Annotated in this window: 28 protein-coding genes; 18 read left to right on the plus strand and 10 right to left on the minus strand. The window is 71.1% G+C overall.

The genetic code is table 11. From position 1 onward, the window contains the following. Positions 1 to 26 precede the first annotated feature (26 nt). From H8B08_RS01390 to H8B08_RS01400, 3 genes are read left to right on the plus strand one after another with little or no spacing between them, the layout of a single operon-like run. Positions 27 to 602 (plus strand): YqaA family protein, encoded by a 576-nt coding sequence (locus H8B08_RS01390; protein WP_187448428.1) that lies wholly within the window; start codon positions 27 to 29, stop codon positions 600 to 602. A 53-nt stretch (positions 603 to 655) separates the two neighbouring features. Next, positions 656 to 1,180 (plus strand): disulfide bond formation protein B, encoded by a 525-nt coding sequence (locus tag H8B08_RS01395; RefSeq protein WP_187448429.1) that lies wholly within the window; start codon positions 656 to 658, stop codon positions 1,178 to 1,180. Further along, positions 1,170 to 1,733, plus strand: coding sequence for a demethoxyubiquinone hydroxylase family protein (locus tag H8B08_RS01400; RefSeq protein ID WP_187448430.1), 564 nt, complete (start codon positions 1,170 to 1,172; stop codon positions 1,731 to 1,733). The genes H8B08_RS01395 and H8B08_RS01400 overlap by 11 nt, the downstream gene beginning before the upstream one ends. 193 nt (positions 1,734 to 1,926) lie before the next feature. On the opposite strand, the gene H8B08_RS01405 is transcribed toward H8B08_RS01400, so the two are convergent. The 4 genes from H8B08_RS01405 to H8B08_RS01420 form a co-directional block, all read right to left on the minus strand. Next, on the minus strand, positions 1,927 to 2,859 hold the full coding sequence (locus H8B08_RS01405; protein ID WP_187448431.1) for an esterase-like activity of phytase family protein: 933 nt from the start codon (positions 2,857 to 2,859) through the stop codon (positions 1,927 to 1,929). Continuing rightward, positions 2,856 to 4,805: a cobaltochelatase subunit CobT gene (gene cobT, locus H8B08_RS01410; protein ID WP_187448432.1), complete on the minus strand. Its 1,950-nt coding sequence runs from the start codon at positions 4,803 to 4,805 to the stop codon at positions 2,856 to 2,858. The genes H8B08_RS01405 and cobT overlap by 4 nt, the downstream gene beginning before the upstream one ends. 13 nt (positions 4,806 to 4,818) lie before the next feature. Further along, positions 4,819 to 5,826: a cobaltochelatase subunit CobS gene (gene cobS, locus H8B08_RS01415; protein WP_187448433.1), complete on the minus strand. Its 1,008-nt coding sequence runs from the start codon at positions 5,824 to 5,826 to the stop codon at positions 4,819 to 4,821. Between the two features lie 207 nt (positions 5,827 to 6,033). Then, entirely contained in the window at positions 6,034 to 6,708 is a 675-nt protein-coding gene (locus H8B08_RS01420; RefSeq protein WP_187448434.1) for a J domain-containing protein, read from the minus strand. Between the two features lie 48 nt (positions 6,709 to 6,756). Here H8B08_RS01420 and H8B08_RS01425 point away from each other — a divergent pair, with 48 nt between their 5' ends. The 5 genes from H8B08_RS01425 (at position 6,757) to H8B08_RS01445 (ending at position 11,717) form a co-directional block, all read left to right on the plus strand. Beyond that, entirely contained in the window at positions 6,757 to 7,038 is a 282-nt protein-coding gene (locus tag H8B08_RS01425; RefSeq protein ID WP_163259692.1) for a BolA family transcriptional regulator, read from the plus strand. A gap of 76 nt (positions 7,039 to 7,114) precedes the next feature. Next, positions 7,115 to 8,893, plus strand: a complete 1,779-nt coding sequence (locus H8B08_RS01430; RefSeq protein WP_187448435.1) for an ATP-binding protein — start codon at positions 7,115 to 7,117, stop codon at positions 8,891 to 8,893. A gap of 74 nt (positions 8,894 to 8,967) precedes the next feature. Further along, entirely contained in the window at positions 8,968 to 10,578 is a 1,611-nt protein-coding gene (locus H8B08_RS01435; protein WP_370545370.1) for a M20/M25/M40 family metallo-hydrolase, read from the plus strand. A gap of 153 nt (positions 10,579 to 10,731) precedes the next feature. Continuing rightward, positions 10,732 to 11,151 carry an RcnB family protein gene (locus H8B08_RS01440; RefSeq protein WP_187448436.1) on the plus strand — a complete coding sequence of 140 codons (420 nt, stop codon included), beginning with the start codon at positions 10,732 to 10,734 and terminating at the stop codon, positions 11,149 to 11,151. A 101-nt stretch (positions 11,152 to 11,252) separates the two neighbouring features. Next, positions 11,253 to 11,717: an RcnB family protein gene (locus H8B08_RS01445; protein ID WP_187448437.1), complete on the plus strand. Its 465-nt coding sequence runs from the start codon at positions 11,253 to 11,255 to the stop codon at positions 11,715 to 11,717. A 68-nt stretch (positions 11,718 to 11,785) separates the two neighbouring features. Here H8B08_RS01445 and H8B08_RS01450 read toward each other — a convergent pair whose 3' ends face one another. Both H8B08_RS01450 and H8B08_RS01455 read right to left on the minus strand, forming a co-directional pair. Then, positions 11,786 to 12,148 carry a hypothetical protein gene (locus H8B08_RS01450; RefSeq protein WP_187448438.1) on the minus strand — a complete coding sequence of 121 codons (363 nt, stop codon included), beginning with the start codon at positions 12,146 to 12,148 and terminating at the stop codon, positions 11,786 to 11,788. Between the two features lie 36 nt (positions 12,149 to 12,184). Continuing rightward, a complete protein-coding gene (locus H8B08_RS01455) occupies positions 12,185 to 12,466 on the minus strand; it encodes a DUF1294 domain-containing protein (RefSeq protein ID WP_187448439.1) in 282 nt (93 codons plus the stop codon). Between the two features lie 85 nt (positions 12,467 to 12,551). Here H8B08_RS01455 and H8B08_RS01460 point away from each other — a divergent pair, with 85 nt between their 5' ends. The 3 genes from H8B08_RS01460 to H8B08_RS01470 all read left to right on the plus strand — a co-directional run bounded on the left by H8B08_RS01460 (position 12,552) and on the right by H8B08_RS01470 (position 15,423). Then, entirely contained in the window at positions 12,552 to 14,234 is a 1,683-nt protein-coding gene (locus H8B08_RS01460) for a cisplatin damage response ATP-dependent DNA ligase (RefSeq protein WP_187448440.1), read from the plus strand. 64 nt (positions 14,235 to 14,298) lie between these two features. Further along, positions 14,299 to 14,823, plus strand: coding sequence for a beta/gamma crystallin-related protein (locus H8B08_RS01465; RefSeq protein WP_187448441.1), 525 nt, complete (start codon positions 14,299 to 14,301; stop codon positions 14,821 to 14,823). 84 nt (positions 14,824 to 14,907) lie between these two features. Then, positions 14,908 to 15,423 carry an energy transducer TonB gene (locus tag H8B08_RS01470; protein WP_187448442.1) on the plus strand — a complete coding sequence of 172 codons (516 nt, stop codon included), beginning with the start codon at positions 14,908 to 14,910 and terminating at the stop codon, positions 15,421 to 15,423. 68 nt (positions 15,424 to 15,491) lie between these two features. On the opposite strand, the gene pgsA is transcribed toward H8B08_RS01470, so the two are convergent. From pgsA to H8B08_RS01485, 3 genes are all read right to left on the minus strand, one after another. Further along, positions 15,492 to 16,124, minus strand: coding sequence for a CDP-diacylglycerol--glycerol-3-phosphate 3-phosphatidyltransferase (gene pgsA, locus H8B08_RS01475; protein WP_222934245.1), 633 nt, complete (start codon positions 16,122 to 16,124; stop codon positions 15,492 to 15,494). 75 nt (positions 16,125 to 16,199) lie between these two features. Next, on the minus strand, positions 16,200 to 18,065 hold the full coding sequence (gene uvrC, locus H8B08_RS01480; RefSeq protein WP_370545371.1) for an excinuclease ABC subunit UvrC: 1,866 nt from the start codon (positions 18,063 to 18,065) through the stop codon (positions 16,200 to 16,202). Between the two features lie 34 nt (positions 18,066 to 18,099). Continuing rightward, a complete protein-coding gene (locus H8B08_RS01485) occupies positions 18,100 to 18,546 on the minus strand; it encodes a DMT family transporter (RefSeq protein ID WP_187448444.1) in 447 nt (148 codons plus the stop codon). 112 nt (positions 18,547 to 18,658) lie between these two features. Here H8B08_RS01485 and H8B08_RS01490 point away from each other — a divergent pair, with 112 nt between their 5' ends. Genes H8B08_RS01490 through H8B08_RS01505 form a run of 4 tightly spaced genes read left to right on the plus strand, consistent with a single transcriptional unit; the run spans position 18,659 to position 22,506 of the window. Next, positions 18,659 to 20,128, plus strand: coding sequence for a S41 family peptidase (locus H8B08_RS01490; RefSeq protein ID WP_187448445.1), 1,470 nt, complete (start codon positions 18,659 to 18,661; stop codon positions 20,126 to 20,128). Next, positions 20,125 to 20,895 (plus strand): prolipoprotein diacylglyceryl transferase, encoded by a 771-nt coding sequence (locus tag H8B08_RS01495; RefSeq protein ID WP_187448446.1) that lies wholly within the window; start codon positions 20,125 to 20,127, stop codon positions 20,893 to 20,895. The genes H8B08_RS01490 and H8B08_RS01495 overlap by 4 nt, the downstream gene beginning before the upstream one ends. Continuing rightward, complete coding sequence (locus H8B08_RS01500) at positions 20,816 to 22,246, plus strand: radical SAM protein (RefSeq protein ID WP_187448447.1); 1,431 nt, start codon at positions 20,816 to 20,818, stop codon at positions 22,244 to 22,246. The genes H8B08_RS01495 and H8B08_RS01500 overlap by 80 nt, the downstream gene beginning before the upstream one ends. Then, positions 22,243 to 22,506, plus strand: coding sequence for a hypothetical protein (locus H8B08_RS01505; RefSeq protein ID WP_187448448.1), 264 nt, complete (start codon positions 22,243 to 22,245; stop codon positions 22,504 to 22,506). Before H8B08_RS01500 ends, H8B08_RS01505 begins: the two co-directional genes overlap by 4 nt. 3 nt (positions 22,507 to 22,509) lie before the next feature. Here the strand turns inward: H8B08_RS01505 and H8B08_RS01510 are convergent, their stop codons facing one another. Then, positions 22,510 to 23,022 carry an NUDIX domain-containing protein gene (locus H8B08_RS01510; RefSeq protein WP_187448619.1) on the minus strand — a complete coding sequence of 171 codons (513 nt, stop codon included), beginning with the start codon at positions 23,020 to 23,022 and terminating at the stop codon, positions 22,510 to 22,512. 64 nt (positions 23,023 to 23,086) lie between these two features. Here H8B08_RS01510 and H8B08_RS01515 point away from each other — a divergent pair, with 64 nt between their 5' ends. From H8B08_RS01515 to folB, 3 genes are read left to right on the plus strand one after another with little or no spacing between them, the layout of a single operon-like run. Beyond that, positions 23,087 to 23,239 (plus strand): hypothetical protein, encoded by a 153-nt coding sequence (locus H8B08_RS01515; RefSeq protein WP_187448637.1) that lies wholly within the window; start codon positions 23,087 to 23,089, stop codon positions 23,237 to 23,239. Next, positions 23,239 to 23,988: an SDR family oxidoreductase gene (locus H8B08_RS01520; protein ID WP_187448620.1), complete on the plus strand. Its 750-nt coding sequence runs from the start codon at positions 23,239 to 23,241 to the stop codon at positions 23,986 to 23,988. The genes H8B08_RS01515 and H8B08_RS01520 overlap by 1 nt, the downstream gene beginning before the upstream one ends. A 4-nt stretch (positions 23,989 to 23,992) precedes the next feature. Then, a complete protein-coding gene (folB, locus tag H8B08_RS01525) occupies positions 23,993 to 24,385 on the plus strand; it encodes a dihydroneopterin aldolase (RefSeq protein WP_187448449.1) in 393 nt (130 codons plus the stop codon). Position 24,386 lies beyond the last annotated feature (1 nt).

A 24,386-nucleotide genomic window follows, 5' to 3' on the forward strand; every position in this document is an offset into this window, starting at 1 on the left:
CGCTCTCTCGCCGCGCGAAGGCCGACGTGATCCGACCCCTCTACAACTGGGTGATGGCGCAGGCGAAAAGCCGCCACGCCCCCAAGGCGCTGGCCGCCGTCTCCTTCGCCGAAAGCTCGTTCTTCCCGATTCCGCCGGACGTCATGCTGGCGCCGATGATCCTGGCGCGGCCGGAGAAGGCCTACCGCTACGCCCTGATCTGCACGATCGCCTCGGTGCTGGGCGGCTGCCTCGGCTACGCCATCGGCTACTTCCTGGAGCCGGTCGGCATCTGGCTCCTCAGCCTGCTGGGCCACGCCGAGGGCGTCGACCAGTTCAGGCATTGGTACGCCCAGTGGGGGCTGCTGGTGATCCTGGTGAAGGGCCTGACCCCGTTCCCCTACAAGGTGGTGACCATCGCCTCCGGCCTGGCGGCGTTCAACTTCCCCGTCTTCGTGGCCGCCTCGGTGGTCACGCGCGGCGCGCGGTTCTTCCTCGCCGCCTTCATCCTCAAGCGCTTCGGGCCGCAGATCCTGGAGGTGGTCGAGCGCCGCCTGGCCCTGGTCGCCGTGATCGTCATCGCCCTGGTGGTCGTCGGCGTCCTGCTGGTGCGCCTGCTCTGACCTGACGCGCCCGCCGCTCGACGCGGCGCGGCCTTGGAGTTAACTGTGCGGCCATGAGCGTCCTGCGTTTCATCTTCCGCTGGTGGACCCTGTTCGCCCTGCTGGCCGCGGCCGCCATGCTGGCGACCGCGCACGGCTTCCAGCACTTCGCCGGCTACGCGCCGTGTCACCTGTGCCTGGAGCAGCGCAAGCTCTACTGGGCGGCCATCGCCATCGCCCTGCCGGCCTCGGCCTGGGCCGTGTTCACCCGCTCGAAGGGCACGCCGCGCGTCGCGGCCTTCCTGCTGTTCGCGGTGTTCGCCAGCGAAGCGATCGTGGCGACCTTCCACGCGGGCGTGGAGCTGAAGTGGTGGCGCGGGCCGGAGAGCTGCACCGGCGGCGGCGGCTCGGTCGACATCGCCGGCCTGCAATCGCTGCTGACCGGCGGCTCGTTCCAGCCGCCGATGTGCGACGTGGCGGTCTGGAGTTGGGGCGGCCTGTCGATGGCCGGCTGGAACGCGGTGATCGCTACCGGGTTGGCGCTGGCCAGCCTGATCGCCTCGATGCGCCGCAAGGAGAACGTCTTCCGTGGCCGATAAGCCGCCGCTCGCCCGCCCGGGGCTCGACGCCGTGCGCCAGCGTCTTGGCGAGATCCTGCGCGTCGACCACGCCGGCGAGCTGGGCGCGGTGCACATCTATCGCGGCCAGCGCGCGGTGTTCGCCGCGGCCGCCGGCAAGGGCAAGATCTCCGGCGACCTGCTGGAGATGGAGGCGCACGAGAAGGCCCATCTGGATCGCTTCGACCGCCTGCTGAACGAGCAGAAGGTGCGCCCGACCCTGATGGCGCCGCTGTGGCGCGCCGCCGGCTTCACCCTGGGCGTCGGCACGGCGCTCATGGGCGAGAAGGCCGCCCACGCCTGCACCGAGGCGGTCGAGAACGTCATCGAGCAGCATTACGCCGGCCAGATCGCCGAGCTTGAGGCGCGCGAACCGGAGCTGGCCGCCGAACTGTCGAAGTTCCGCGACGACGAACTGGCCCACCGCGACAAGGCCGTCCAAGAGGGCGCCCGCGAGGCCCCCGGCTACGCCGTCCTGTCCGCCGTGATCCGCGCCGGCTGCCGCGCGGCCATCAAGATCAGCGAGAAGGTTTAGGCTCCTTCTCCCCTTGAGGGAGAAGGAGGGACCCGTCCACCGGAGCCCGAAGGGCGCAGGTCTGGACGGGAGGATGAGGGGTCTCGCGACCTCTCAGCCTCGAACCGCCGCGCGACCCCTCATCCTCCCGCGCAACCCTCCGCTTGCGCTCCGGGGCGCGGGCTCCGTCCTTCTCCCTCAGGGGGAGAAGGAGCTATTGCACCCAATCGAACGCCAGCAGCAGCGTCCGCTGGCCGTCGGAGAAGTTGTCGTCGGACAGCAGGTACACGCGCGTGCCGGCTTCGCTGCGCACCGCGCTCATCGCCTCGAAGTTGTCGACGCTCGCCGGCCGTTCCAGCGCCAGCAGCTCCCGCCCGCCGGCCTTCAGGCGGATGCGGCTGCCGCGCACCGGGTCCCAGGCGCGGTACAGCAGGAGCGGCTCGGGGCCTTCCATGTCGGCGGCGACCAGGCCGAAGCCGCCGGGCGCCGAGCCCAGGTCGACCGGCGCGCAGGCGCCCGACAGACGGCAGACGAAGGTGCGGCCGTCCTCGACCCCGGCCAGGTAGGCGTCGGCGCCCTTCGCCGGCCAGGCGGCGAGCGCCTCCAGGCCCTCGTTCTCGCCCATGCGCACGTCCGGGATCGGTCCGCGGACCGGGCGCCCGCCGCCGGCCGGATAGACCAGCACGCGGTGGTCGCGCTCGAAGCTGACCAGGGTGCGCCCGTCGGCCAGCACCGCCAGGCCCTCGGCGTCGCCCTCGGCCTTGCCCTGCAGCGCCGCGCCGGTCTCGCCGGTCAGCGGCTTCAGGCGCGCGTCGGTCAAGCCGACCAGGCGTCCCTGCGTGTCGAACGCCAGCTTGGCCTCGAACAGGTCGCCGTCGTCGCTGACCGCCATCAGCCGCCCGTCGGTCCCGATGCGCAGGTCCGACAGGCCGTGCAGGCGCGAGGTGTCGGGACTGGCGAGGGCGATGCCGCCGGCGTAGCGCAGGCCGGCCGGCGCCTCGATCCCGAGCGGGACCGGCGTGGCGGTCACCCGCACGGCGGCCCAGCGCGGCTCCGGCTGGCCGGCCGCGGGCTCACTGTGACGCTCGGGCGCGGCGCAGGCGGAGAGCGCCGCCAGAGCGGCCAGGACGGCGAGGGCGGATCTCATCGGCCGGCGGCGGCCCCGGCTTGCGCCAGGCTGGCCTTGGCGAAGCGCTTCAGCGCGCCGCCCGCCTCGAAGGCGCGGGTGCGCCCCGGCTCCGGACGGCCCATGGCCTTGGGGCGCTCGTCAAACAGCTCGGCCAGCTTTTCGACCATGGCGCCGCCCAGCTGTTCGACGTCCACGATGGTCACGGCGCGCTGGTAGTAGCGGGTCACGTCGTGGCCGATGCCGATGGCGATCAGCTCGACCGGCGAGGCGGTCTCGATCTCGCCGATCACCTGGCGCAGGTGGCGTTCCAGATAGTGGCCGGAGTTCACCGACAGGGTGGAGTCGTCGACCGGCGCGCCGTCGGAGATCACCATCAGGATGCGCCGCGCCTCGGGCCGGCCGATCAGGCGCTGGTGCGCCCACATCAGCGCCTCGCCGTCGATGTTCTCCTTCAAGAGGCCCTCGCGCATCATCAGGCCGAGGTTCTTGCGCGCCCGCCGCCAGGGGCTGTCGGCGGGCTTGTAGACGATGTGGCGCAGGTCGTTCAGGCGGCCCGGGTTCTGCGGCTTGCCGGCCTTGATCCAGGCGTCGCGCGACTGGCCGCCCTTCCAGGCGCGGGTGGTGAAGCCCAGGACCTCGGTCTTCACGCCGCAGCGCTCCAGCGTGCGGGCCAGGATGTCGGCGCACACCGCCGCCACCATGATCGGCCGCCCGCGCATGGAGCCGGAATTGTCGAGCAGGATGGTCACCACCGTGTCGCGGAACGGGGTGTCCTCCTCCTGCTTGAAGCTGAGCGGCGCGGTCGGATCGACGATCACCCGGGTCAGGCGCGCGGCGTCCAGCACGCCTTCCTCCAGGTCGAAGCTCCAGGCGCGGTTCTGCTGGGCCAGCAGGCGCCGCTGCAGCCGGTTGGCCAGGCGCGAGACCACGCCCGACACGGTCGACAGCTGCTGGTCCAGGAAGGCGCGCAGGCGGTCCAGCTCCTCCGGATCGCACAGGTCCTCGGCCGCGACCTCCTCGTCGAAGGCGCGGGTGAACACCTTGTAGGCCGGCTCGACCGCGCCGGTGTCCTTGATGTCGGGGCGGTTGGGCAGCACGCCTTCGCCCAGCTCCGGGCCCTCGTCGGACATCTCGGCGTCGGCGTCGAGATCGCTGTCGCCGGCCTGCTGGTCGACGCTCGAGCTGTCGGACGAGGCGTCTTCGCCCCGCTCCATGGAGGCGCCGTCCTGGCCCTGGCTGTCGCCGCCGCTGTCGTCGTCCTCGCCCTCTTCGGGTTGGGCGCCCTGGTCCTCTTCGCCTTCCTCGTCGGCGGTGTCCTCGGCGGTGGCTTCGGTCTCGCCCATCTCCAGGTCGCGCAGCACGGCCTTGGCGATCTTGGCGAAGGCCGACTGGTCGTGCAGGGCGGAGAGCAGCCGGTCCAGCTCGCGCCCGGCCCGGCGCTCGATGTTCTCGCGTACCAGCTCGACGGCGATGCGGCTGCCGTCCGGCGGGCCCTCGCCGGTCAGTCGCTCGCGCACCATCAGGTGCAGGGCGTCGGCCAGCGGCACCTGGGCTGGATCGGTGACCCGGTTCAGGCCGGTCTTCTCCAGCCGGTGCTCGAGCGCGGCGGCCAGGTTGGCCTTCACGCCACCCAGGGTGTTGGCCCCGATCGCGTCGATGCGGGCCTGCTCCAGCGCCTCGAACACGGCGGCGGCCTCGCTGCCGGCCGGACGCGCCTTGGCGTAGGCGGCCGCGTCATGGTGGGCCAGGCGCAGCGCCATCTGGTCGGCCAGGCCGCGAATGCGCGCGGCGTCGCGCGAACTCAGGTCGCGCGGCGGATGCGGCAGCACCGCCACGTTGCCGGCCAGCCGCGGACCGTCGCCGGAGAAGGTGATCTCCAGGTCCGGCTGCTCGGCCAGCGAGCGGGTGGCGTGCGCCAGCGCGCGCTTGAACGGCTCGACGGGGCTCTCGGTCTTGGACGCCATCCGCGTGGCCCCCTTAGGCCACCTTCACCCGCGCGGCGCTCTCCGGCAGGTCGGTCCCGAAGGCGCGCTGGTAGAACTCGGCCACGGTCGGGCGCTCCAGTTCGTCGCACTTGTTCAGGAAGGTCATGCGGAAGGCCATGCCCACGTCGCCGCCGAAGATGGTGGCGTTCTGGGCCCAGGTGATCACCGTGCGCGGGCTCATCACCGTGGAGATGTCGCCGTTCATGAAGGCGTTGCGGGTCATGTCGGCCACGCGGACCATGGCGGCGATGGCGCGCTTGCCCTCCGGGGTGTCGTACTCCGGGGCCTTGGCCAGAACGATGTGCTGCTCGGTGTCGTGGTCCAGGTAGTTCAGGGTGGTGACGATGTTCCAGCGGTCCATCTGGCCCTGATTGATCTGCTGGGTGCCGTGGTACAGCCCCGTCGTGTCGCCCAGGCCGATGGTGTTGGTGGTCGAGAACAGGCGGAACCACTTGTTCGGGCGGATCACCCGGTTCTGGTCCAGCAGGGTCAGGCGCCCTTGAGCCTCCAGCACGCGCTGGATCACGAACATCACGTCCGGGCGGCCGGCGTCGTATTCGTCGAAGACCAGCGCGATCGGGCGCTGGATGGCCCAGGGCAGCATGCCCTCGCGGAATTCGGTGACCTGCTTGCCTTCGCGCAGCACGATGGCGTCCTTGCCGACCAGGTCGATGCGGCTGACGTGGCTGTCCAGGTTCACCCGCACCAGCGGCCAGTTCAGCCGGGCGGCGATCTGCTCGACGTGGGTCGACTTGCCGGTGCCGTGATAGCCCTGGACCATCACCCGGCGGTCGTAGGCGAAGCCGGCGCAGATCGCGATCGTGGTCTGCGGGTCGAACCGGTAGGCCGGGTCGATCTCCGGCACGTGCGGGTCGGCGGTCTCGAACGCCGGCACGGTCATGTCACTGTCGACCCCGAAGACCTCGCGCACCGACACGCGGCGGTGCGGCTCCATGGCCAGCAGGGGATCGGTTTCGGCGGGGGCGGTGCTCACGGACATGGGCGTTATCTAAGCGCGCGACGGGGCGCGGTCGAGCCCTTCTCCTCCCCTGTGAGCGTAGCGAAACGGGGGAGGGGGACCACGCGAAGCGTGGTGGAGGGGGCGAACGGGGAGCGCAGCGCCAAAACGTCCTTGAAAGCGGCGGCGGTTCGCCCCCTCCACCGCCTTCGGCGGTCCCCCTCCCCCGCTGCGCAGGGGAGGAGAAAGTTACGCCATCCCGGTCTTCTGCAGGGTCTTGTAGGCCTTGATCACGCGCTGGAGCTTGTGCTCGGCCGAGCGGTCGCCGCCGTTGGCGTCGGGGTGGCAGCGCTTGACCAGGTCCAGGTAGCGGGCGCGGATCGCCTCCTTGTCGGCGTTGTCGTCCAGGTCGAGGTCGGCGAGGGCCTGGCGCTCCAGCTTGCCGAGCCGGCGCGTGGAGGTCTCGGCCTCGGCCCGGGCGCGGCGCTTGGCGGCCCCGAAGATGCCGAACGGGTCGGCGTAGGCCCCGGCGCCGCCGGTGTTCTGCCCGCCCATCTTGGCGGCGAAGGCGGCCGCCTCGCGCGAGTTCGGCGAGGCCTTGAACGCCCAGGTCGGCCGGCCGCCCGTGGTCAGCTCGTCCTCGCGGGCGCGACGGATCTGGCCCTCGTTCATGCCGGCGAAATAGTCCCAGCTCTTGTTGTACTCGGCCGCGTGCGGCTGGCAGAAGTCGTAGAACTGGTTGGGAAGGTCGCGCGACTTGGGCGCCTTGGCGGTGGCCACCGACAGGCAGTCCGGATGGTCGCAACGCTTCTCGCCCGGCTTCAGGCGATTGACGTCGTTCTTCGCGGCCTCCTCCTCCTCGGATTTGGGAGGACGGACGCGGATGTCCACGAACTTGGGCTTGTATTGAAACGCGCCGCTCATGATCCGAAGTCTAAGCCCGAAAGAGTCGCTTTCAAGGAAACCCGTGAAATGTCCCCAGGCTCTGTGACGCAGGCGTTACGGCGGAAGCTGGAAACCGCCTTCAGCCCCGACCGGCTGGAGATCGTCGACGACAGCGCTCGCCACGCCGGCCACGCCGGAACGCGCGAAGGCGGAGAGAGCCATTTCAACGTGGTGATCGTGTCGGCGGCTTTCGAGGGCTTGACGCGCGTCGAACGTCAGAGGCGCGTCAACGCGGCCCTGCGCGAAGAACTGGCCGGCCCGGTCCACGCCCTTTCCATCAAGGCATTGTCCCCTTCCGAGACCGGCTGAGGATTGATTCACCTCGTCTTAAAATGGTCACGATAAAACAATCCCCGACCGAGACGCCGTCCGTAGGGGGGAGGGCATGGCCGATACAAGAACGGGGCGCCGTCAGGCGAAACCCGCCGAGGCGGCCCAGGCCCTCTCGACCATTCTGCAGACCAACTACCTGCGCTACTGGCTGATCGCCAGTTGGGCTATCGCGCTGGCGGTGACCATTCCGCCGTTCGCGGCCCTGGCTTGGTTCGTCCTGACTTCGGCCGCCGGCGCCGTGCGCGGCTGGTTCGAAAAGCGCATCGCCTCGGGCATGAAGCGCGGCTGGGGCTCGGTGTTCCCGGCCGTGGGCGCCGCCACCACCGTGTTCTGGGCCGCCGCGCCCGTGCTGGCCTGGACCTCGCATCACGCCTTCGGCCGGCCGCTGGCCCTGTCGCTGATCGGGGTCGGCTACCTGCTGGTGTTCAGCCAGCTGCGCAATTCGCCCAAGCAGGCGCTCGCCGTATCGGCGCCCTACACCGCCGTGCTGATCGGCTTCGCCGCCAGCCTGTGGGGCACGCCCGACTTCTGGCCGCTGGTCGCCGCCTTCCCGATGATGGCCTCGGGTCTGGCCGTCCACACCATCGTCAGCGCCGTCGGCCAGGCCAAGATCACCGCCTTCCAGGACCACCAGGCCCACCTGATCGCCGAGCTGAAGGGCGCGCGCGACAAGGCCGACGCCGCCAACAAGGCCAAGTCCGCCTTCCTGGCAGTGGTCAGCCACGAGCTGCGCACGCCGATGAACGGGGTGCTGGGCGCCGCCCAGCTGCTGTCCTCGAGCCGGTTGGACGCCACCCAGCGCGAATACGTCTCCATCGTCCGCAATTCCGGCGACAGCCTGCTCGCCCTGCTGAACGACATCCTCGACCTGACCAAGATCGAGGCCGACCGCATGCAGCTGGAGGCCATCGAGATCGAGCTGCCGGAACTGGTCGAGCGCCTGGGCGCCGCCTGGACCGCGCGGGCCCGCGAGAAGGGCGTCGACTACGTGGTCGAGCTGGACCCGGCCGCCCCGGTGGCGGTGATCGGCGACCCGAACCGCCTGTCGCAGATCGTGCACAACCTGCTGTCCAACGCGGTGAAGTTCACCGACAAGGGCGCGGTGCGCCTGAAGCTCGCCTCCGAGCGCCTCGAAGGCGGCCGCGCGCGGCTGCGCTTCTCGGTGTCCGACACCGGCCCGGGCATCGCGCAGGAAGACGTGGAGCGGCTGTTCCAGCCCTTCACCCAGCTGGACGCCTCCTCGACCCGCCGCTACGGCGGCACGGGCCTGGGCCTGACCATCTCGCGCAAGCTGGCCGAGATGATGGGCGGCGAGCTGACGCTGGAATCCACGCCGGGTCAGGGCTCGACCTTCGTGCTGACCATCGAGGCCGAGGTGCGCGCCTGGGCCCGCGCCAAGGTCGAGGAGGAGGTCACCGCCGACCTCGACTCCGGCGAGCCGCTGAAGGTGCTGGTCGTCGAGGACCATCCGGTCAACCGCATGCTGGTCGAGGCCTGGCTGGCCTCCTCCGGTCACGCCACCGCCTCGGCCGAGAACGGCCAGCTGGCGCTGAACCTGTGCGAGGCGCAGGCCTACGACCTGATCCTGATGGACGTGAACATGCCGGTGATGGACGGCCTGACCGCCACCCGCCGCCTGCGCGAGGCCGACGGCCCCAATCGCGACACGCCGGTGGTGATCCTCTCGGCGTCCGCTCGTGCCGAGGATCACGAGGCGGGCTACGCCGCCGGCGCCGACGCCTACGTGAACAAGCCCATCGATTTCAAGGCGTTGGCCGGGCTGCTGCACCGCGTCCCGTCCGGCCGCGAGGGCCTGCGCCCGGCGGCCTGAACGCTGCGGGCCGTCCCCTTGTGAGGGCGTGCGCGCAGGTCTAGCGTCGCCTTACGATAGGGGGAATTCAAACAGTGAAGACGTACCTTATGGCCGCGGTCGCCGCCGCGGCCCTGCTCGGTTCGAGCGCGCAGGCCAAGCCGGCCGACCTCGGCATGGTCAACCGCATCAACGACCAGGCCTTCAACCACGGCGAGGTGGTGGACACCGCCGAGTACCTGACCGACCGCATCGGCGGGCGCCTGACCAACTCGCCGGCCATGCGCGAGGCCGAGCGCTGGACCCAGGCGCAGTTCAAGAACTGGGGCCTGTCGAACGTCCACACCGAAGGCTTCGACTTCGGCCGCGGCTGGTGGATCGAGTCCTCCAGCGTGACGATGATCGCGCCCCGCCCGATCCAGCTGCGCGCCATTCCGGTGGCCTGGACGCCGGGCACCAACGGGCCGGTGTCGGCCGAGGTGATCGTCGCCCCGATCAAGCGCGAGGCCGACTTCGACCAGTGGCGCGGCAAGCTCGCCGGCAAGATCGTGCTGGTCAGCTGGCCGGCCCCGCCGAAGGACGCGAAGGACCCCGCCTTCGTGCGCCTGACCGACGCCGACGTGAAGAAGCGCGACGAGTACCGTCAGCCGAAGTTCGATGCGGACGAGCTGGACAAGTCGGTCGAGCGCCGCGCCTTCGCCGGCAAGCTCGACGCCTTCCTGAAGGCCGAGGGCGCGGTGGCCTGGGGGCGCATGTCGGCCCGCGACAACGGCCTCGTTCACGGCACCGGCTACAACTACAAGGTCGGCGACACGCCGTCCCTGCCCGGCGTGGAGATCGCCGCGGAGGACTATCGCCGTCTGGCGCGCCTGGCCAAGACCGGCCCGGTGAAGCTGCAGATCGACAGCCAGGTCCGCTTCGACGACCGCGACACCAAGGCCTACAACGTCTTCGCCGAAATCCCGGGCTCCGATCCGAAGGCTGGCTACGTCATGGCCGGCGCGCACCTGGACAGCTGGGTCGCCTCCGACGGCGCCGCCGACAACGCCGCCGGTTCCGCGGTGGTGATGGAGGCCGCGCGCATCCTGCAGACGCTGGGCGTGAAGCCGAAGCGGACCATCCGCTTCGCCCTGTGGAACGGCGAGGAGCAGGGCCTGCTGGGCTCGGCCGCCTACGTCGACAGCCACCTGGCCAAGCGCCCGCCGCATCCGGACGCGGCCAAGCAGGCGATCGGCCCGTCGGTGTCGCAGAGCCAGTTCCCGGTCACGCCGCTGCCCGGCTACAAGGACCTAGCCGCCTACTTCAACCTGGACAACGGCTCCGGCAAGATCCGCGGCGTCTACGCCGAGGGCAATGTCGCCGCGGCCAAGGTGCTGCGCGAGTGGCTGGCCCCCTACGGCAATCAGGGCGCCGACCAGGTGTTGATCGCGCCGACCGGCGGCACCGACCACGTCTACATGGCCCGCGTCGGCCTGCCGGCCTTCCAGTTCGTGCAGGACCCGCTGGACTACGGCTCCCAGGTCCACCACACCGACCTGGACAGCTTCGATCATCTGCGTCCGGAGGATCTGCGCCAGGCCGCCGCGGTCATGGCCTGGATGCTGCTCAACGCCGCCGAGGCGGACGAGCCGCTGCCGCGCAACGTCGTGCCGACCCAGCCGAAGCCGACCGATCCGTTCGCCTATCCGGACCCGGACGAGCAGTGATCCGCCTGCCCCGGAAAGGGTTCTGAGCCTCTTGCACGCGCCCCGGCGGTCCTCCGCCGGGGCGTTTTTGCTGAACGGGCGGCTAAGCATCGTTGTTGGGATTTCGTTCGGCCGACGCAGCCCACCGTGCGCTCCGAGAAAGGGAGACGCACGATGAACAAGATCCTCTCCGCCGCGCTCGCCGCCGTCGTCGCGGTAGGCACGCTCGCCGGGGGCCCGGCCGTCGACGCCCGCGATCGCGGGCACGGTCGCGGGCGCGACGATGGGGGGCGCGACGAGCGCAAGGCCGAAAAGTTCGAGGCCAAGGCCGAACGCGCCCGCTGGCGCGCCGCCGAGCGTCGCTACAGGGCCGGCCGCTACAGTCCCCCGCCGGGCCACGTCCACCGGGAGTGGCGCTACGGCGAACGCCTGCCGCCCGCCTACTACGTGCCGGCCTATCGGCTGGAGTACGAGCGCTACGGCCTTTACGCGCCGCCGCCGGGCTACGTGTGGACGCGGGTCGACGACAAGGCGGTGCTGGCGGCGATCGCCACCGGCGTGATCGCCTCGGTCGTGGTGGACCTCTTCGAGTAGGGGGGGCGGCGGCGCAGATGAACCGTAGCTGAACACCGCCGTTCAGGTTGGGTTCGGCTAGGCTGGGTCATTGTGCGTCTCAGTTCAGTAGGAGACGCACGATGAAAAAGGTTCTCTCCGCCGCCCTGGCCCTGACGATCGCTTCGGGCGCCCTGGGCGTCGCGACCACCGCCAGCGCCCACGATCACGGCCGCGGCCATCACGACCGCCACGACGATCGCGACTACTACCGCGACCGCGAGCGGGCCGACCGTGACTATTACAAGGCCATGCGCCGCGCCGACCGGGCCTACGCCCGGGCCGAGGAAGCCCGCTGGAGGGCCGCCGAGCGTCGCTACCGCATCGGCGCCTATCACCGCCCCTACGGCTACGTGTACCGCGACTGGCGCTACGGCGACCGTCTGCCGACCGCCTACTACGCCCCGGCCTACCGCGTGGATTACGGCCGCTACGGCCTGTACGCCCCGCCGCGCGGCTACGTGTGGACCCGGGTGGACGACAACGCGGTGCTGACCGCCGTCGCCACCGGCGTGGTCGCCGCCGTGGTCTCCGGCCTGTTCGAGTAAGTCCCTCCCCGAAGGTTTCCTTCGAGCCAACTTCCCCCACCCCGGAACCTCGGTTCCGGGGTTCTTTTTTAGGCCGCGCCCAACCGCGTGACGGGAAGTCCGGTCTCCGCCGCCAGGCGCGCGGCCAAGGCGGCAGCCGGCTCGGCGGCGGCGCTGATCAGGCAGACGTCCTCGTCCAGCGCCAGGCCGCGGAGCACGGTGTAGGCCTCGTCCGCCTCCGGCCCGCCCGCGTCCCCCGCGAGGGCCGCCAGCCGGACATAGCCCACGCCCGCGCCTTCCAGCCGCTCGCCTAACCGCGCTTCGGACCATTCGAGCGGCGACAGCGGCTCGCGGCGCACGTCGGCCACGGTCGACACGCCGGCCTCGCCCAGCAGCGTCTCCAGCGCGTCCGGCGTCAGGCCCTCGCAGGCGACGGTGAACAGGGTGGGCATGGCCGGCTCCGGACGTTCGCGTCCGGGTGAGACGCGTCAGGGCAGGGGAACGATCCCGTTTCCGACGACCGCCCAGACCAGGGCCGCGGCCTGCACCACGACGATCATCCGGAAAACCGCCTGGAACGGCCGCTTGCTGATCTTGTGGCGGCAGATCCGCTGCGCCGCGAAGGCGCCGGGGCTGCCGCCGATCGCGGCGAGGAACAGCAGGGTCCGCTCCGGCACGCGCCGCTTGCGCGCCACCGCCCGCTGCTTGTCCCAGGCGTACGCCACGAAGGCGATCAGGTTGACGGCGGCGAGATAGAACAGCAGCGGCATGGAACGCGTTTCGACGTTGCCGCGTCAGGCTAGCGGCCGGATCTAAACGGAGCCTATCGTTTCCCGCCCCAATGGTTCTCTTGCCATGCGCGCCTTCGCCGACCTGCTCGACCGGCTCTCGCTGACGTCGTCCCGCAACGCCAAGCTGGTGCTGGTCCGCGACTACCTGCGCGCGGCCCCCGATCCGGACCGGGGCTGGGCGCTGGCCTCGCTGACCGGGGATCTGTCCTTCCACGCCGCCAAGCCGGCCATGATCCGCCGCGCGGTGGAGGCGCGGATAGACCCGGTGCTGTTCGGCTGGTCCTACGACTACGTCGGCGACCTGGCCGAGACCGCGGCCCTGATCTGGCCGCTCGATCCTTCGCGGCGGCCGAACCGCGAGCCCGAACTGTCCGAGGTGGTCGAGGCCCTGCGCACGGCCCGGCGCGACGAGGTGCAGGGCCTGCTGGAAGGGTGGCTCGACGCCCTGGACTCCACCGGTCGCTGGGCCCTGCTGAAGCTGGTCACCGGCGGCCTGCGCGTGGGCCTGTCGGCGCGCCTGGCCAAGACCGCCGCCGCCATGATCCGGCCCGACCGGGTCCCGCTGCCGGTTCGTCCCGGCGAGGCGGCGGAGGAGGGCGCGCCGCTCGACCCCGTCGACGTCGCCGAGATCGAGGAGGTCTGGCACGCGCTCGCCCCGCCCTACGGCGATCTGTTCGCCTGGCTGGAGGGCCGCTCCGACCGGCCGTCGGCCGACGCACCGGGCCGCTTTAGGCCGGTCATGCTGGCCCACGCGATCGACGAGGCGGTCGACTTCGCCAAACTGGCCCCAGCCGACTTCGCCGCCGAGTGGAAGTGGGACGGAATCCGCGTGCAGGCGGTGTGCGAGGGCGGGGTGAAACGGCTCTACAGCCGCACCGGCGACGAGATTTCCAGCGCCTTCCCCGATCTGATGGACGCGCTCGACTTCGACGGGGTGATCGACGGCGAGCTGCTGGTGGTCCGCGACGGCCAGGTCGCGCCCTTCGCCGAACTGCAGCAGCGGCTCAACCGAAAGACCGTCGACGCCAAGCTGGTCAAAGCCTTCCCGGCGGCCGTGCGCGCCTACGACCTGTTGTCCGACGCCGGCCAGGACACCCGCCCCCTGCCGTTCGCCGAGCGCCGCGCGCGGCTGGCCGACTTCGTGGCGGCGCACCCCTCGCCCCGGCTGGACCTGTCGCCCCTGGTGCCGTTCGAGAGCTGGGACCAGCTGGCGCGCCTGCGGGCCGATCCTCCGGTCGGCGCGGCGGCCGAGGGCCTGATGCTGAAGCGCTGGGATTCGGTGTACGAGCCCGGCCGGCCGAAGGGGCCGTGGTTCAAGTGGAAGCGCGATCCCTACCTGCTGGACGCCGTGCTGATGTACGCCCAGCGCGGCCACGGCAAGCGCTCAAGCTTCTACTCCGACTACACCTTCGGAGTCTGGACCGAGGAGGGGCAGCTGACCCCGGTCGGCAAGGCCTATTTCGGCTTCACCGACGAGGAGCTGAAGCTGATCGACAAGTTCGTGCGCGACCACACGGTCGAGCGGTTCGGGCCGGTGCGCTCGGTCCGCGCCGACCGCGATTTCGGCCTGGTGTTCGAGGTGGCGTTCGAAGGCCTGCAGCGCTCGCCGCGCCACCGCTCGGGCGTGGCCATGCGCTTCCCGCGCATCAGCCGCATCCGCTGGGACAAGCCTTCGCGTGAGGCCGACACCCTGGAGACCGTCCAGGCGCTGCTGGAACGCATCGAGGCGGGCGGTGGGCGGGCCTAGGCGCCAGCGGGAACCGGCGGCGCCGGTCGCCGATTGGAGGGGCGGACGCGTCGAGGAGACCACGATGCGCGCTCCGTTCGCTGTGCTGGCCTGGCTGGCGACCACGGGCCTCGCGGTCGGGGCGCCGCCGCCGGTTCCGCCGAAGGGCAGCTACACGTCGCGCTGCGAGGACGTGCGCATGCACGGCTCGACCCTGCGCGCCCTGTGCCGCGACCCGTCGGGCGCGCCGCGGGAAAGTTCGATCGAGACCCTGGACTGCCGCGGCCGCGACATCGGCGTGTCGCAGGCCGGCGCCCTCGTCTGCCCCGGCGGCGGGCGGCCGCCGATCGTGCTCTACACCGGTACGGTCTGGCGCGGCGAATGGCGCGCGATCAAAGGCGACGCGCCCGATCTCGCCGCCATCGGCCTGAACGACCGGGTGCGCTCGATCGAGCTGGCCGCCGACGCCGGTCCCTGGGAGGTGTGCACCGGCATCCGCTATTCCGGCCGTTGCGAGCACCTGACCACCAGCGTGCCGGACACCACCACGCTGGGCATGGCCAACGACGTGTCGTCCCTGCGCCGGGCGCCCTCGCCCAGGAAGAAGTGAGGAGTTCGTCCACGCCGCGAGCGGCCTGGAACTTCAACCGCCACAGTCAAGTTTGAGCGGCGGGGACACCAGAGGGGACCACCCATGAGACTTGTCGTGTTCGCGGTCGCGTCGGCGGCCGTGCTCGGCTTCGCGGGCCTCGCGCAAGCCGCCGACACCTGCAAGGCGCAGGCGACCTACCAACCGGCGCCGTCGTTTGACACCACGGGGCTGGAGGATCGCGACCACTGGGTCACGGTCAGCTATCGCGTGGACGCCGAAGGGCGCACCACCGAAGTGCGCGTCCGCGAGGCGGATGCGGGCGACGCGTTCCGCACCGCCGCGGTCAAAGCGGTGAAGTCCTGGCGTTTCGAGACGCGGTACTGCGACCTGGACCACGCCCGGGTCCGGGAGGCGACTCTGCGCTACTGGCCGGTGGCCGGGAAAGGGTTGCGAGCGGCGGTCAATCCGGAGCTGCCGTCGGGCCCCGAGGTCGGCGAAGGCGACGCCTCCGCGGCGCCGTTGGTCGTGGACCGCAAGGCCCGGGAGATGGCTCGCCGGCAGGGCAAGCGCTACGACTCAGAACGGAACGAACCCGGCTACGTCCTCGACGGACGCTGAACTCTACGCGTGCCGACGCGGACGCCGGTCACCCTTTTGAACGAGGGGGCGGCGTCCGCGTACGGGCTTCAGCGTTCGTGCGAGATCTTCAGGCGGGCGGCGTGGAAGTAGCCCCAGCCGGTCCACAGGCTGACCGCCGCGGCCACCCACATCAGGACGTGGGCCAGGTTGGTCACCGGGCCGCGCACGGCGGGGTCGTCGGGCAGGCCCAGGAACGGCCAGACGTAGGCGAACAACTCCAGGCCGAGCGCCAGCAGCTGCAGGGTGGTCTTCCACTTGGCCAGCAGGGTGACCGGCAGCTTGATGCCGCGGGAGGCCGAGGACTCGCGCAGCGACGACACCGCGAACTCGCGGAACAGGATCAGCGCGCCCGGCACCACGATGTGCGGCTGCTGGCCCAGCGACGCCAGGCCCAGGATGGTGCCGCAGACCAGAATCTTGTCGGCGATCGGGTCGAAGGTCGCGCCCCAGTCGGTGGTGGCGTTCAGCTTGCGCGCCAGCCAGCCGTCGAACCAGTCGGTGACCGCGCCGACCACGAAGGTGATGAAGGCCAGGACCGCGAAGGTTTCCTGCATGTCCGGCGGGATGTGGTCGGCGAACGGCACCGCGCCCACGGCGCTGGCCAGCAGGGCGAACAACACGACGCCCGCGACCAGCCGCAGCCAGGTCAGGATGTTGGGCAGGGGGTTCACGGCGGTCATCTGACTCGGTTTCCTCGGCGGACGTTCGTCCACCCATAGCGCGTGGAAACTGTTTTTGTCCCGTCCGGTAAAGCCCTAGCGCCGGAAGAAGTCGTGGATGCGCTGGGCCAGGGCGTCGTTGACGCCGTCGACCTTGGCCAGGTCCGCCACGCCGGCGCGCGCCACCCCCTTGGCCGAGCCGAACGCGGCCAGCAGCGCCTTCTTGCGGCGCGGGCCGATCCCCTCGATCTCGTCGAGCGGGTTCTTGTGCATGTCGATCTTGCGCCGCGTGCGATGGCTGCCGATGGCGAAGCGGTGGGCCTCGTCGCGCAGGCGCTGCAGGTAGTAGAGCACCGGGCTCTTGGGCTCGAGCATGAACGGCTCCTGGCCCGGCATGAAGAACCGCTCCAGGCCGGCGTCACGGTCCGGCCCCTTGGCCACGCCCACGACGGGAATGTCGTCCACGCCCAGCTCGGTCATGACCCCCAGGGCCGCGGCCAGCTGGCCGGCGCCGCCGTCGATCAGCACGAGGTCGGGGCGGACCGGATCCTCTCCTTCCTCCTCGTCCTTGACCAGGCGCGAGAAGCGGCGGCCCAGCACCTGGCGCATCATGCCGTAGTCGTCGCCGGGGGTGAGCTCGTCGCCGCGGATGTTGAACTTGCGGTACTGGTTCTTCTGAAAGCCGTCCGGGCCGGCCACGATCATGCCGCCGACCGCGTTGGTGCCCATGACGTGGCTGTTGTCGTAGACCTCGATGCGCTCTGGCGGGCCGTCCAGCTTGAAGGTCTCGGCCACGCCCTCCAGCAGGCGACCCTGGGCGGAGCTCTCCGAGAGCTTGCGGCCCAGCGCCTCGCGGGCGTTCTTCAGCGCGTGGTCGACCAGGTCGCGCTTCTCGCCGCGCTGGGGGACCTGGATCTCGACCTTGCGTTCGCGCTTCAGCGCCAGCGCGTCGGCCAGCAGCACCTGCTCGGCCGGCTCGTGCGAGGCCAGGATCAGCCGCGGGATCGGCTTGTCCTCGTAGAACTGGCTCATGAAGGCCGAGAGGATTTCGGGCTCCGTGTCGGACTTGTCCACGCGCGGGAAGTAGGCCCAGTTGCCCCAGTTCTGGCCGGCCCGGAAGAAGAACACCTGCACGCAGGCGTGGCCGCCCTCGAAGTGCAGGGCGAAGACGTCGGCCTCCTCCACCGTCTCCGGGTTGATCGACTGCTCCATGGCGATGGCGGACAGGGCGCGCACGCGGTCGCGGATCTGCGCGGCGCGCTCGAAGTCGAGGTCGTCGGAGGCCGCCTGCATCTCGTTCGACAGCCGCTGGATCACCGCCCGGCTCTTGCCGCGCAGGAAGTCCCCGGCCTCCTCGACCAGTTCGGCGTATTCGGCGGGGGTGACCAGGTTCACGCAAGGCGCCGAGCAGCGCTTGATCTGGTGCAGCATGCAAGGGCGCGTGCGGCTGTCGAACACGCTGTCCGAGCAGGAGCGCAGCAGGAAGGCCTTCTGCAGAGTGTTCAGCGTGCGGTTCACCGCCCAGGTCGAGGCGAACGGGCCGAAGTAGTCGCCCTTCATGGTGCGCGCGCCCCGGTGCTTGCGGATCTGCGGGGCGGGGTGGTCGCGGCGGATCAGCAGCTCGGCGAAGCTCTTGTCGTCGCGCAGCAGCACGTTGAACTTCGGCTTCATCCGCTTGATGAGGTTGGCCTCCAACAGGAGGGCCTCGGTCTCTGTGGCGGTGGTGACGAACTCCATCGCCCGGGTCAGCGACACCATCAGGGCGATGCGCTGGGTGTGGAAGCGGCCCTGCGCGTACTGGGTGACGCGCTTTCTGATGTTCTTGGCCTTGCCGACGTAGAGCACCTCGCCGGCTTCGCCCATCATCCGGTAGACGCCGGCGCAGTCGGGCGCGCGGCGGGCCTCGTCGCGGATCAGCTCGGCGCCGATCTTGGCCGGGGGGAGGGCGGGCGAGTCGTCCATCAGCGGGATCATATAGGCCCGCGGCCGCGCCGGATCATCCGCGACGAACGAGCACGACTCCGATGGCGACGAGGACGACGCCGACCACCTTGGCCGGGGTCACCGCCAGCCTGGCCAGGCCGAAGGCGCCGAACTGGTCCAGCACCAGGGCCACGACCAGCTGGCTGGAGATCGCCAGGGTGAGGGCCGACGCGACACCGATGCGGGGCGCGGCGAAGGTGGTCGCGGCCACCAGGAAGGCGCCGTAGGCCCCGCCCAACCAAGCGTACCAGGGCAGGGCCTTCACCGCCTCGACATCCGGCTTCACCCGCAGCGAGAGCGTGACCACGATCAGCACCGCCGTGCCGACCAGGAAGGACACGAAGGCGGCGTTGACCGGCGAGCCGACCGCGCGGCCCAGCATGGCGTTGGTCGGCGCCTGCAGGGCCAGCAGGGCCCCGCCGACCAGCATGACGAGAATGGCGGAAAGGACTTGGTTCACGTGCGGCTCCGACTGTTCGTGTCGACTAATCTGCGACGCCCGCTGGTCCTACGGGCGTGACACCGTTTCGGTCGAGCTCTAAATCCGGTTCGGAGAACGGGGGATTGCGAACATGTCGGTCAGGGGCGCGGCCGCAGGGCTGCTTTTCGGTCTGGCGCTGGCCGGGTCGGCCGCGGCTCAGACGCCGTCGGGCGAGGCCGCCGCGCACTGGCGCGCCCTGACTGAGATCGACCTCGACGCCGCCTGGCGACTGATCCGCGACAACCATCCCGGGGCCGCGCCTGAACTCGGGGACGAGGCGTTCCAGGCCGGGCTCGCACACGCCCACGAGACCGCGCTGGCGCGGGCGGCGGAGGTGAAGAGCTACGCCGGCTACGCGGCGGTGATGAACGGCTTCGCCACCGACCTGGGCGACAAGCACGTCTGGGCGCGCCAGAGCCTGCGTCCGGCCGCCTACGCCTGGCCGGGCTTCGTGGTCGCCCGCCGCGGCGGCGTCTGGCGGGTGGCGAGCGACGCGCGGCCCGAAAAGACCGCCTCGCTCGAGGGGGCGCGGCTGGTCGGCTGCGACGGCCGCGACGCCGACGCGCTGGCCGAGGAACGGGTCGGCGGCTTCCGCGCCGTGTGGTCGATAGAGGCGCAGCGCATCCAGAACGCGCCCTGGCTGCTGCTCGACGACGGCAATCCCTTCCTGAAACGGCCCGCGGCCTGCGACTTCGAACAGGACGGGCGAACCCAAACGGTCGGGCTCGCGTGGCGGCCGGTGACCGGGCCCGTGCTGCAGCCGCAGCTGGGCAAGGCGGTCAGCGCCGGCGCCGCCGGCTTCGGCGTGCGTCGCTTCGAGGGCGGCTGGTGGATCTCGCTGCAGTCGCTGGACGCGCGCGCCCGGCCGGTGATCGACGAGGTGGCCGCCAAGGCTGCGGAGATCCGGGCCGCGCCGATCGTCGTCCTGGACCTGCGCGGCAACGGCGGCGGCTCGTCCGCCTTCGGCGTCGAACTGGCGAGCGTCCTGACCGGCGAGGCCTATGTCGCCCGGAACCTGAAGGCCGAGGCCGGCGACTGCCCGGCCCTGTGGCGCGCCACGGCCGGCAATCTGGACGCCGTCCGCGACTTCCGCCTGCACCAGGCACCTTCGCGCGGGGCTGACACGGTGGCCTATTACGAGGCGCTGGAGCGCGAGATCGCCGCGGCGGTCGAGCAGGGACGTCCGTTCGACGAGCCGGTCAGGGCCTGCCCCGGCGTGGACCGGCCCGAGCCGAAGCCCGCCAGCGGCAAGGGCTCGCTGCTGAAGGGCCGACTGGTGGTGCTCACCGACAACGCGTGCTTCAGCTCGTGCCTGTTGGTCACCCGCGACTTCCGGCGCCTGGGCGCGCTGCACCTGGGCGAGGCGACCGACGCGGCCACGCGCTACATGGAAGTGCGCGAGGCGCCCCTGCCGTCCGGACTGGGCTGGTTCTCGACCCTGCAGAAGGTCGCCTTGAGCGCGCCGCGTCAGATCGGGCCGTTCATTCCGGCGAAGGCGTTCGGAGGCGACATCGCCGACACCGCCGCGCTCGAGGCCTGGGTGGCCGAAACGGCGCGATGATCGTCGTCCCGACCCACCCCGCCGCGCACCTCGTTTTCGACCTGACGGCGTGGCTGGCGGGGGCGGCGCTGGGCGCCGTGCTCTACCGCTGGCGGCTGCGCGAGGCGGTCGAGCGCACCGCGCTGCAGGTCGGGTCCGGCTGGTTCGTCGCCCTGGCGCTCGGCGCGGTGGCGGGGGCCTGGCTGGCCGGGTCGTTGAACACCCTGCGCACCGCCTCGCCCATGCTGTCGCACAGCGTGGCCGGCGCCCTGGTCGGGGCGATCGCGGCGGTCGAGCTCTACAAGCTGGCGCGCGGCATTCGCGGCTCGACCGGCGTCGTGTTCGTGGGCTCGTTCGCGCTAGGCGTGGTGATCGGCCGTCTGGGCTGCCTGTTCTCGGGCCTCGCCGACCGGACCTGGGGGACGCCGACGACCCTGCCCTGGGCGGTGGACCTCGGCGACGGGGTCGGCCGCCACCCCGTGCAGGTCTACGAGGCGCTGGCCATGGCCCTGTTCCTGGGCGCGTATCTGGCGGGGCTGAACGCCCGCGCGCCCTGGGCCCTCAAGCGCGGCTTCTACGTCCTGTGCGCCTGGTACGGCCTGCAGCGGTTCGCCTGGGAGTTCCTCAAGCCCTATCCAAGCGTGGCCGGACCGTTCAATCTGTTCCACCTGCTCAGCCTGGGGCTGATCGTCTACGGGAGCGTCTTCTATGGACGGGAGCTCCGGCGAGAACGCGACGCGCAAGGTCGCGCCCTATCTGTTCTTCGGCCAGACCACGAGCCTGTGTGAGACCTGCCTGGGCCTGGTCCCGGCCAAGATCGTGGTCGAGGGCCGCGACGTCTTCTTCCTCAAGCGCTGCCGCGACCACGGCGTGCAGAAGACCCTGGTCTGCGACGACGTCGACTACTGGAAGTCCCAGAAGGACTGGCTGAAGCCCGGCGACCGGCCGCTGACCGCCCAGACCCGCACCGACCACGGCTGCCCCTACGACTGCGGCCTGTGCCCCGACCACGAGCAGCACTCGTGCCTGGCCATCGTCGAGGTCAACGAGGCCTGCAATCTGAGCTGCCCGGTCTGCTTCGCCGACTCCTCGGTCAAGCGCGAGGGCCACCGCCCGCTGGCCGAGATCGAGGCCATGTTCGACGTGCTGGTCGACTCGGAAGGCGAGCCGGACCTGGTGCAGATCTCCGGCGGCGAGCCGACCATCCACCCGCAGTTCTTCGAGATCCTGGCGGCGGCGCGGCGCCGGCCGATCCGGCACCTGATGATCAACACCAACGGCCTGCGCATCGCGCGCGAACCGGGCTTCGCCGAGCGGCTGGCCGAGTTCGCGCCGCGCTTCGAGGTCTATCTCCAGTTCGACTCGCTGAAGCGCGAGGCCCTGATGGACCTGCGCGGCGCCGACCTGACCGCCATCCGCGTCCAGGCGCTGGAAGCGCTGGAGCGGGTCGGGCTGTCGACCACCCTGGTGGTCACGCTGAAGCGCGGCGTGAACGACGACGAGATCGCCGACATCGTCCGCTTCGCCCTGAAATGGCGCTGCGTGCGAGGCGTGACCTTCCAGCCGATCCAGGACGCCGGCCGCAACGACGGCTTCGATCCCAAGCGCCACCGCATCGTCCTCTCGGAAGTGCGCCGCCGCATCGCCGAGGCGGGCGTGTTCGCGCTTGAGGACCTGATCCCGCTCCCGTGCAATCCGGACCAGATCTGCATCGGCTACGGCCTGCGCGACGGCGAAAAGGTGGTGCCGGTCACCTCGCTGCTGCCGCGTGAACTGCTGGTCGCCGCGGCCCCGAACACCGTCACCTTCGAGAGCTATCCGGAGCTGCAGCGGCGGGTGTTCGACCTGATGTCGCTGTCCACCGCCCAGACCGACACGTCGGAAAAGCTGGCGGCCCTGCTGTGCTGCTTGCCGGAGGCCGCGGTGCCGGAGCAGATCGGCTACGCCGACACCTTCCGCGTGGTCGTCTCCCAGTTCCTCGACCGCTTCAATTTCGACCTCGGCACGGTGAAGCGGTCGTGCGTGCACTTTGTGGAGCCGGACGGCCGCATCATCCCGTTCGACACCTACAACACCTTCTATAGGCCGGGCGCGCCGGGCGCCGCGGCCCTGGCGCGCGGACAGGGAGGGGCGGCGTGAGCGGTGAGAAAAAGCGTTCGGTCGGAACGTTCTTCGGCGGCCTGGTGATGGTCGTCGGCGTGTTGATCTTCGCCCTTTCGGGGCTCTGCACGGCCGGCTTCCTGGTCATGCTGGTCGGCGACGAGCTGAAGCGTCCCGGATCGTCCGGCATGGGGGGCATGGGCGAGGCGATCCTCGTGCCGCTGCTGTTCGGCGCCTTGCCGATCATCGTCGGCCTGGGCCTGTTCATTTTCGGCCGCGGCCTGCGCCGCAGCGGCTGAGCCTCACCAGGTCGGCTCGGGCTCCGCGCCGAACAGGGCCTCGGCGATGCGCCGACGGCTGGCCGGGTTGGTGGTCTCGGGCAGGGCGTCGGGCGGGAAGAACCGCACGTCGGCGATCTCGCCGTGCGAGGTCGCCTGCGTCGGCGTCCAGTCGGTCACTCGGAAGACCAGCACGTGGTCGCCCTTGAAGAACCGCTCGTTGGAGTGGACCGACAGCAGCCGCGGCCGGCCCTGCACCTCGACCCCCGCCTCTTCGCGCAATTCGCGGATCACCGCCTGTTCGGCCGTCTCGCCGCGGTCGACGCCGCCGCCGGGCAGCCACCAGCCGTGCAGGTAGGTGTGCTCGATCAGCAGCACGTGGCCCTCGGCGTTGGTGACCAGCCCGCGCACGCCCAGCGTCATGCCGCGCGTGGCGCGCGACACGGCGAAGAACAGGGGACGGGTGAACGGTTCGACGGACCGCCGCCAGGTGCCGGCCAAAGCGCATTCCTCAGGAACGGATGAGGCCGCCAGCATCGCGGTCGCGGCGGCCGGCGTCCAGCGCCGGCGAGGCTCAGCGTCGGCCAAAGGTTGCGCTCCGGTGCGTCGCGCCGCTTGCCCGAACCGTCGCCGCCCGCTAAGCCCGGCGCGACCTGTTCCGGAGTCTCTTCCGATGATCGCCATCGCCACCATCGCCGTCTTCGTCGTCGCCCTGGCCGCGCTGAACCTCTACGAGTTCGGCCGCCTCGACTGATCGCCGTGCGCGGAACGGCCCTCGTCACTGGCGCGGCGAAGCGGATCGGCCGCGCCGTCGCGCTGAAGCTCGCCGACGCGGGCTTCGACGTGGCCGTCCACTACGGCCGCTCGGAGGCCGAGGCGCAGGCCCTGGCCGACGAGATCGCCGCCAAGGGACGCGCCGCCGCCCTGGTGAAGGCCGACCTGACCAAGGAGGCCGAAGTCGAGCGGGTGGTCGCCAAGGCCGCCTCGGCGCTCGGGCCGGTCAGCGTGCTGGTCAATAACGCCTCGACCTTCCGGGACGACCGGGCCATGACCATGACGCGCGCCGGCTGGGACGCGCACATGGAGACCAACCTGCGCGCGCCGCTGGTGCTGGCCCAGAGCTTCGCCCGCCAGGCCCCGGACGGGGCGTCGATCGTCAACATCGTCGATCAGCGGGTGTGGAAGCCCAACCCGCAGTTCTTCTCCTATTCGCTGTCCAAGGCCGGCCTGTGGTTCGCCACCCGCACCCTGGCCCAGGCCCTGGCCCCGAAGATCCGCGTCAACGCGGTCGGCCCCGGCCCGACCCTGGCCTCGATCTGGCAGAGCCCCGACGACTTCGCCGCCGAGGCCGGCGGCACCCTGCTGGAGCGCGGGGCCAGCCCCGAGGAGATCGCCGCGGCGGTCCTGTTCCTGGTGGACTCGCCCGCCGTCACCGGCCAGATGATCGCCGTCGACGGCGGCCAGCACCTGGCCTGGCGCACGCCCGACGTGCTGGAACCCTGAGCTCATGACCCTCGCCCCCACGCCGACGCGCCTCGAGGCCGTGCGCCGCGGCCCGCTCAAGGTGTTCGTCAAGCGCCTGCGGGTGGACGCCGAGATCGGCGTCTACGCCCACGAGAAGGGCCGCGCCCAGCCGCTGGTCGTCGACGTCGAGCTGGAGCTGGGCGAGCAGCGCGTCGACCGCTTCGCCGACACCGTGAACTACGAGACCGTCGCCGCCCAGGCCCGCGCCCTCGCGGCCGCCGGCCACGTCGACCTGGTCGAGGAGTACGCCGACCGGCTGGCGCGCGCCTGCCTGGACGACCTGCGCGTGCGCGGCGTGCGCGTGCGGGTCGAGAAGCCCGAGGCCATCCCGGGCGCCGAAGCCGCCGGCTGCGAAGTGGCGCTGTCCCGCGCCTGAT

This window comes from Caulobacter sp. 17J80-11 (assembly GCF_014349105.1).
In the GTDB taxonomy this organism is placed as follows: domain Bacteria; phylum Pseudomonadota; class Alphaproteobacteria; order Caulobacterales; family Caulobacteraceae; genus 17J80-11.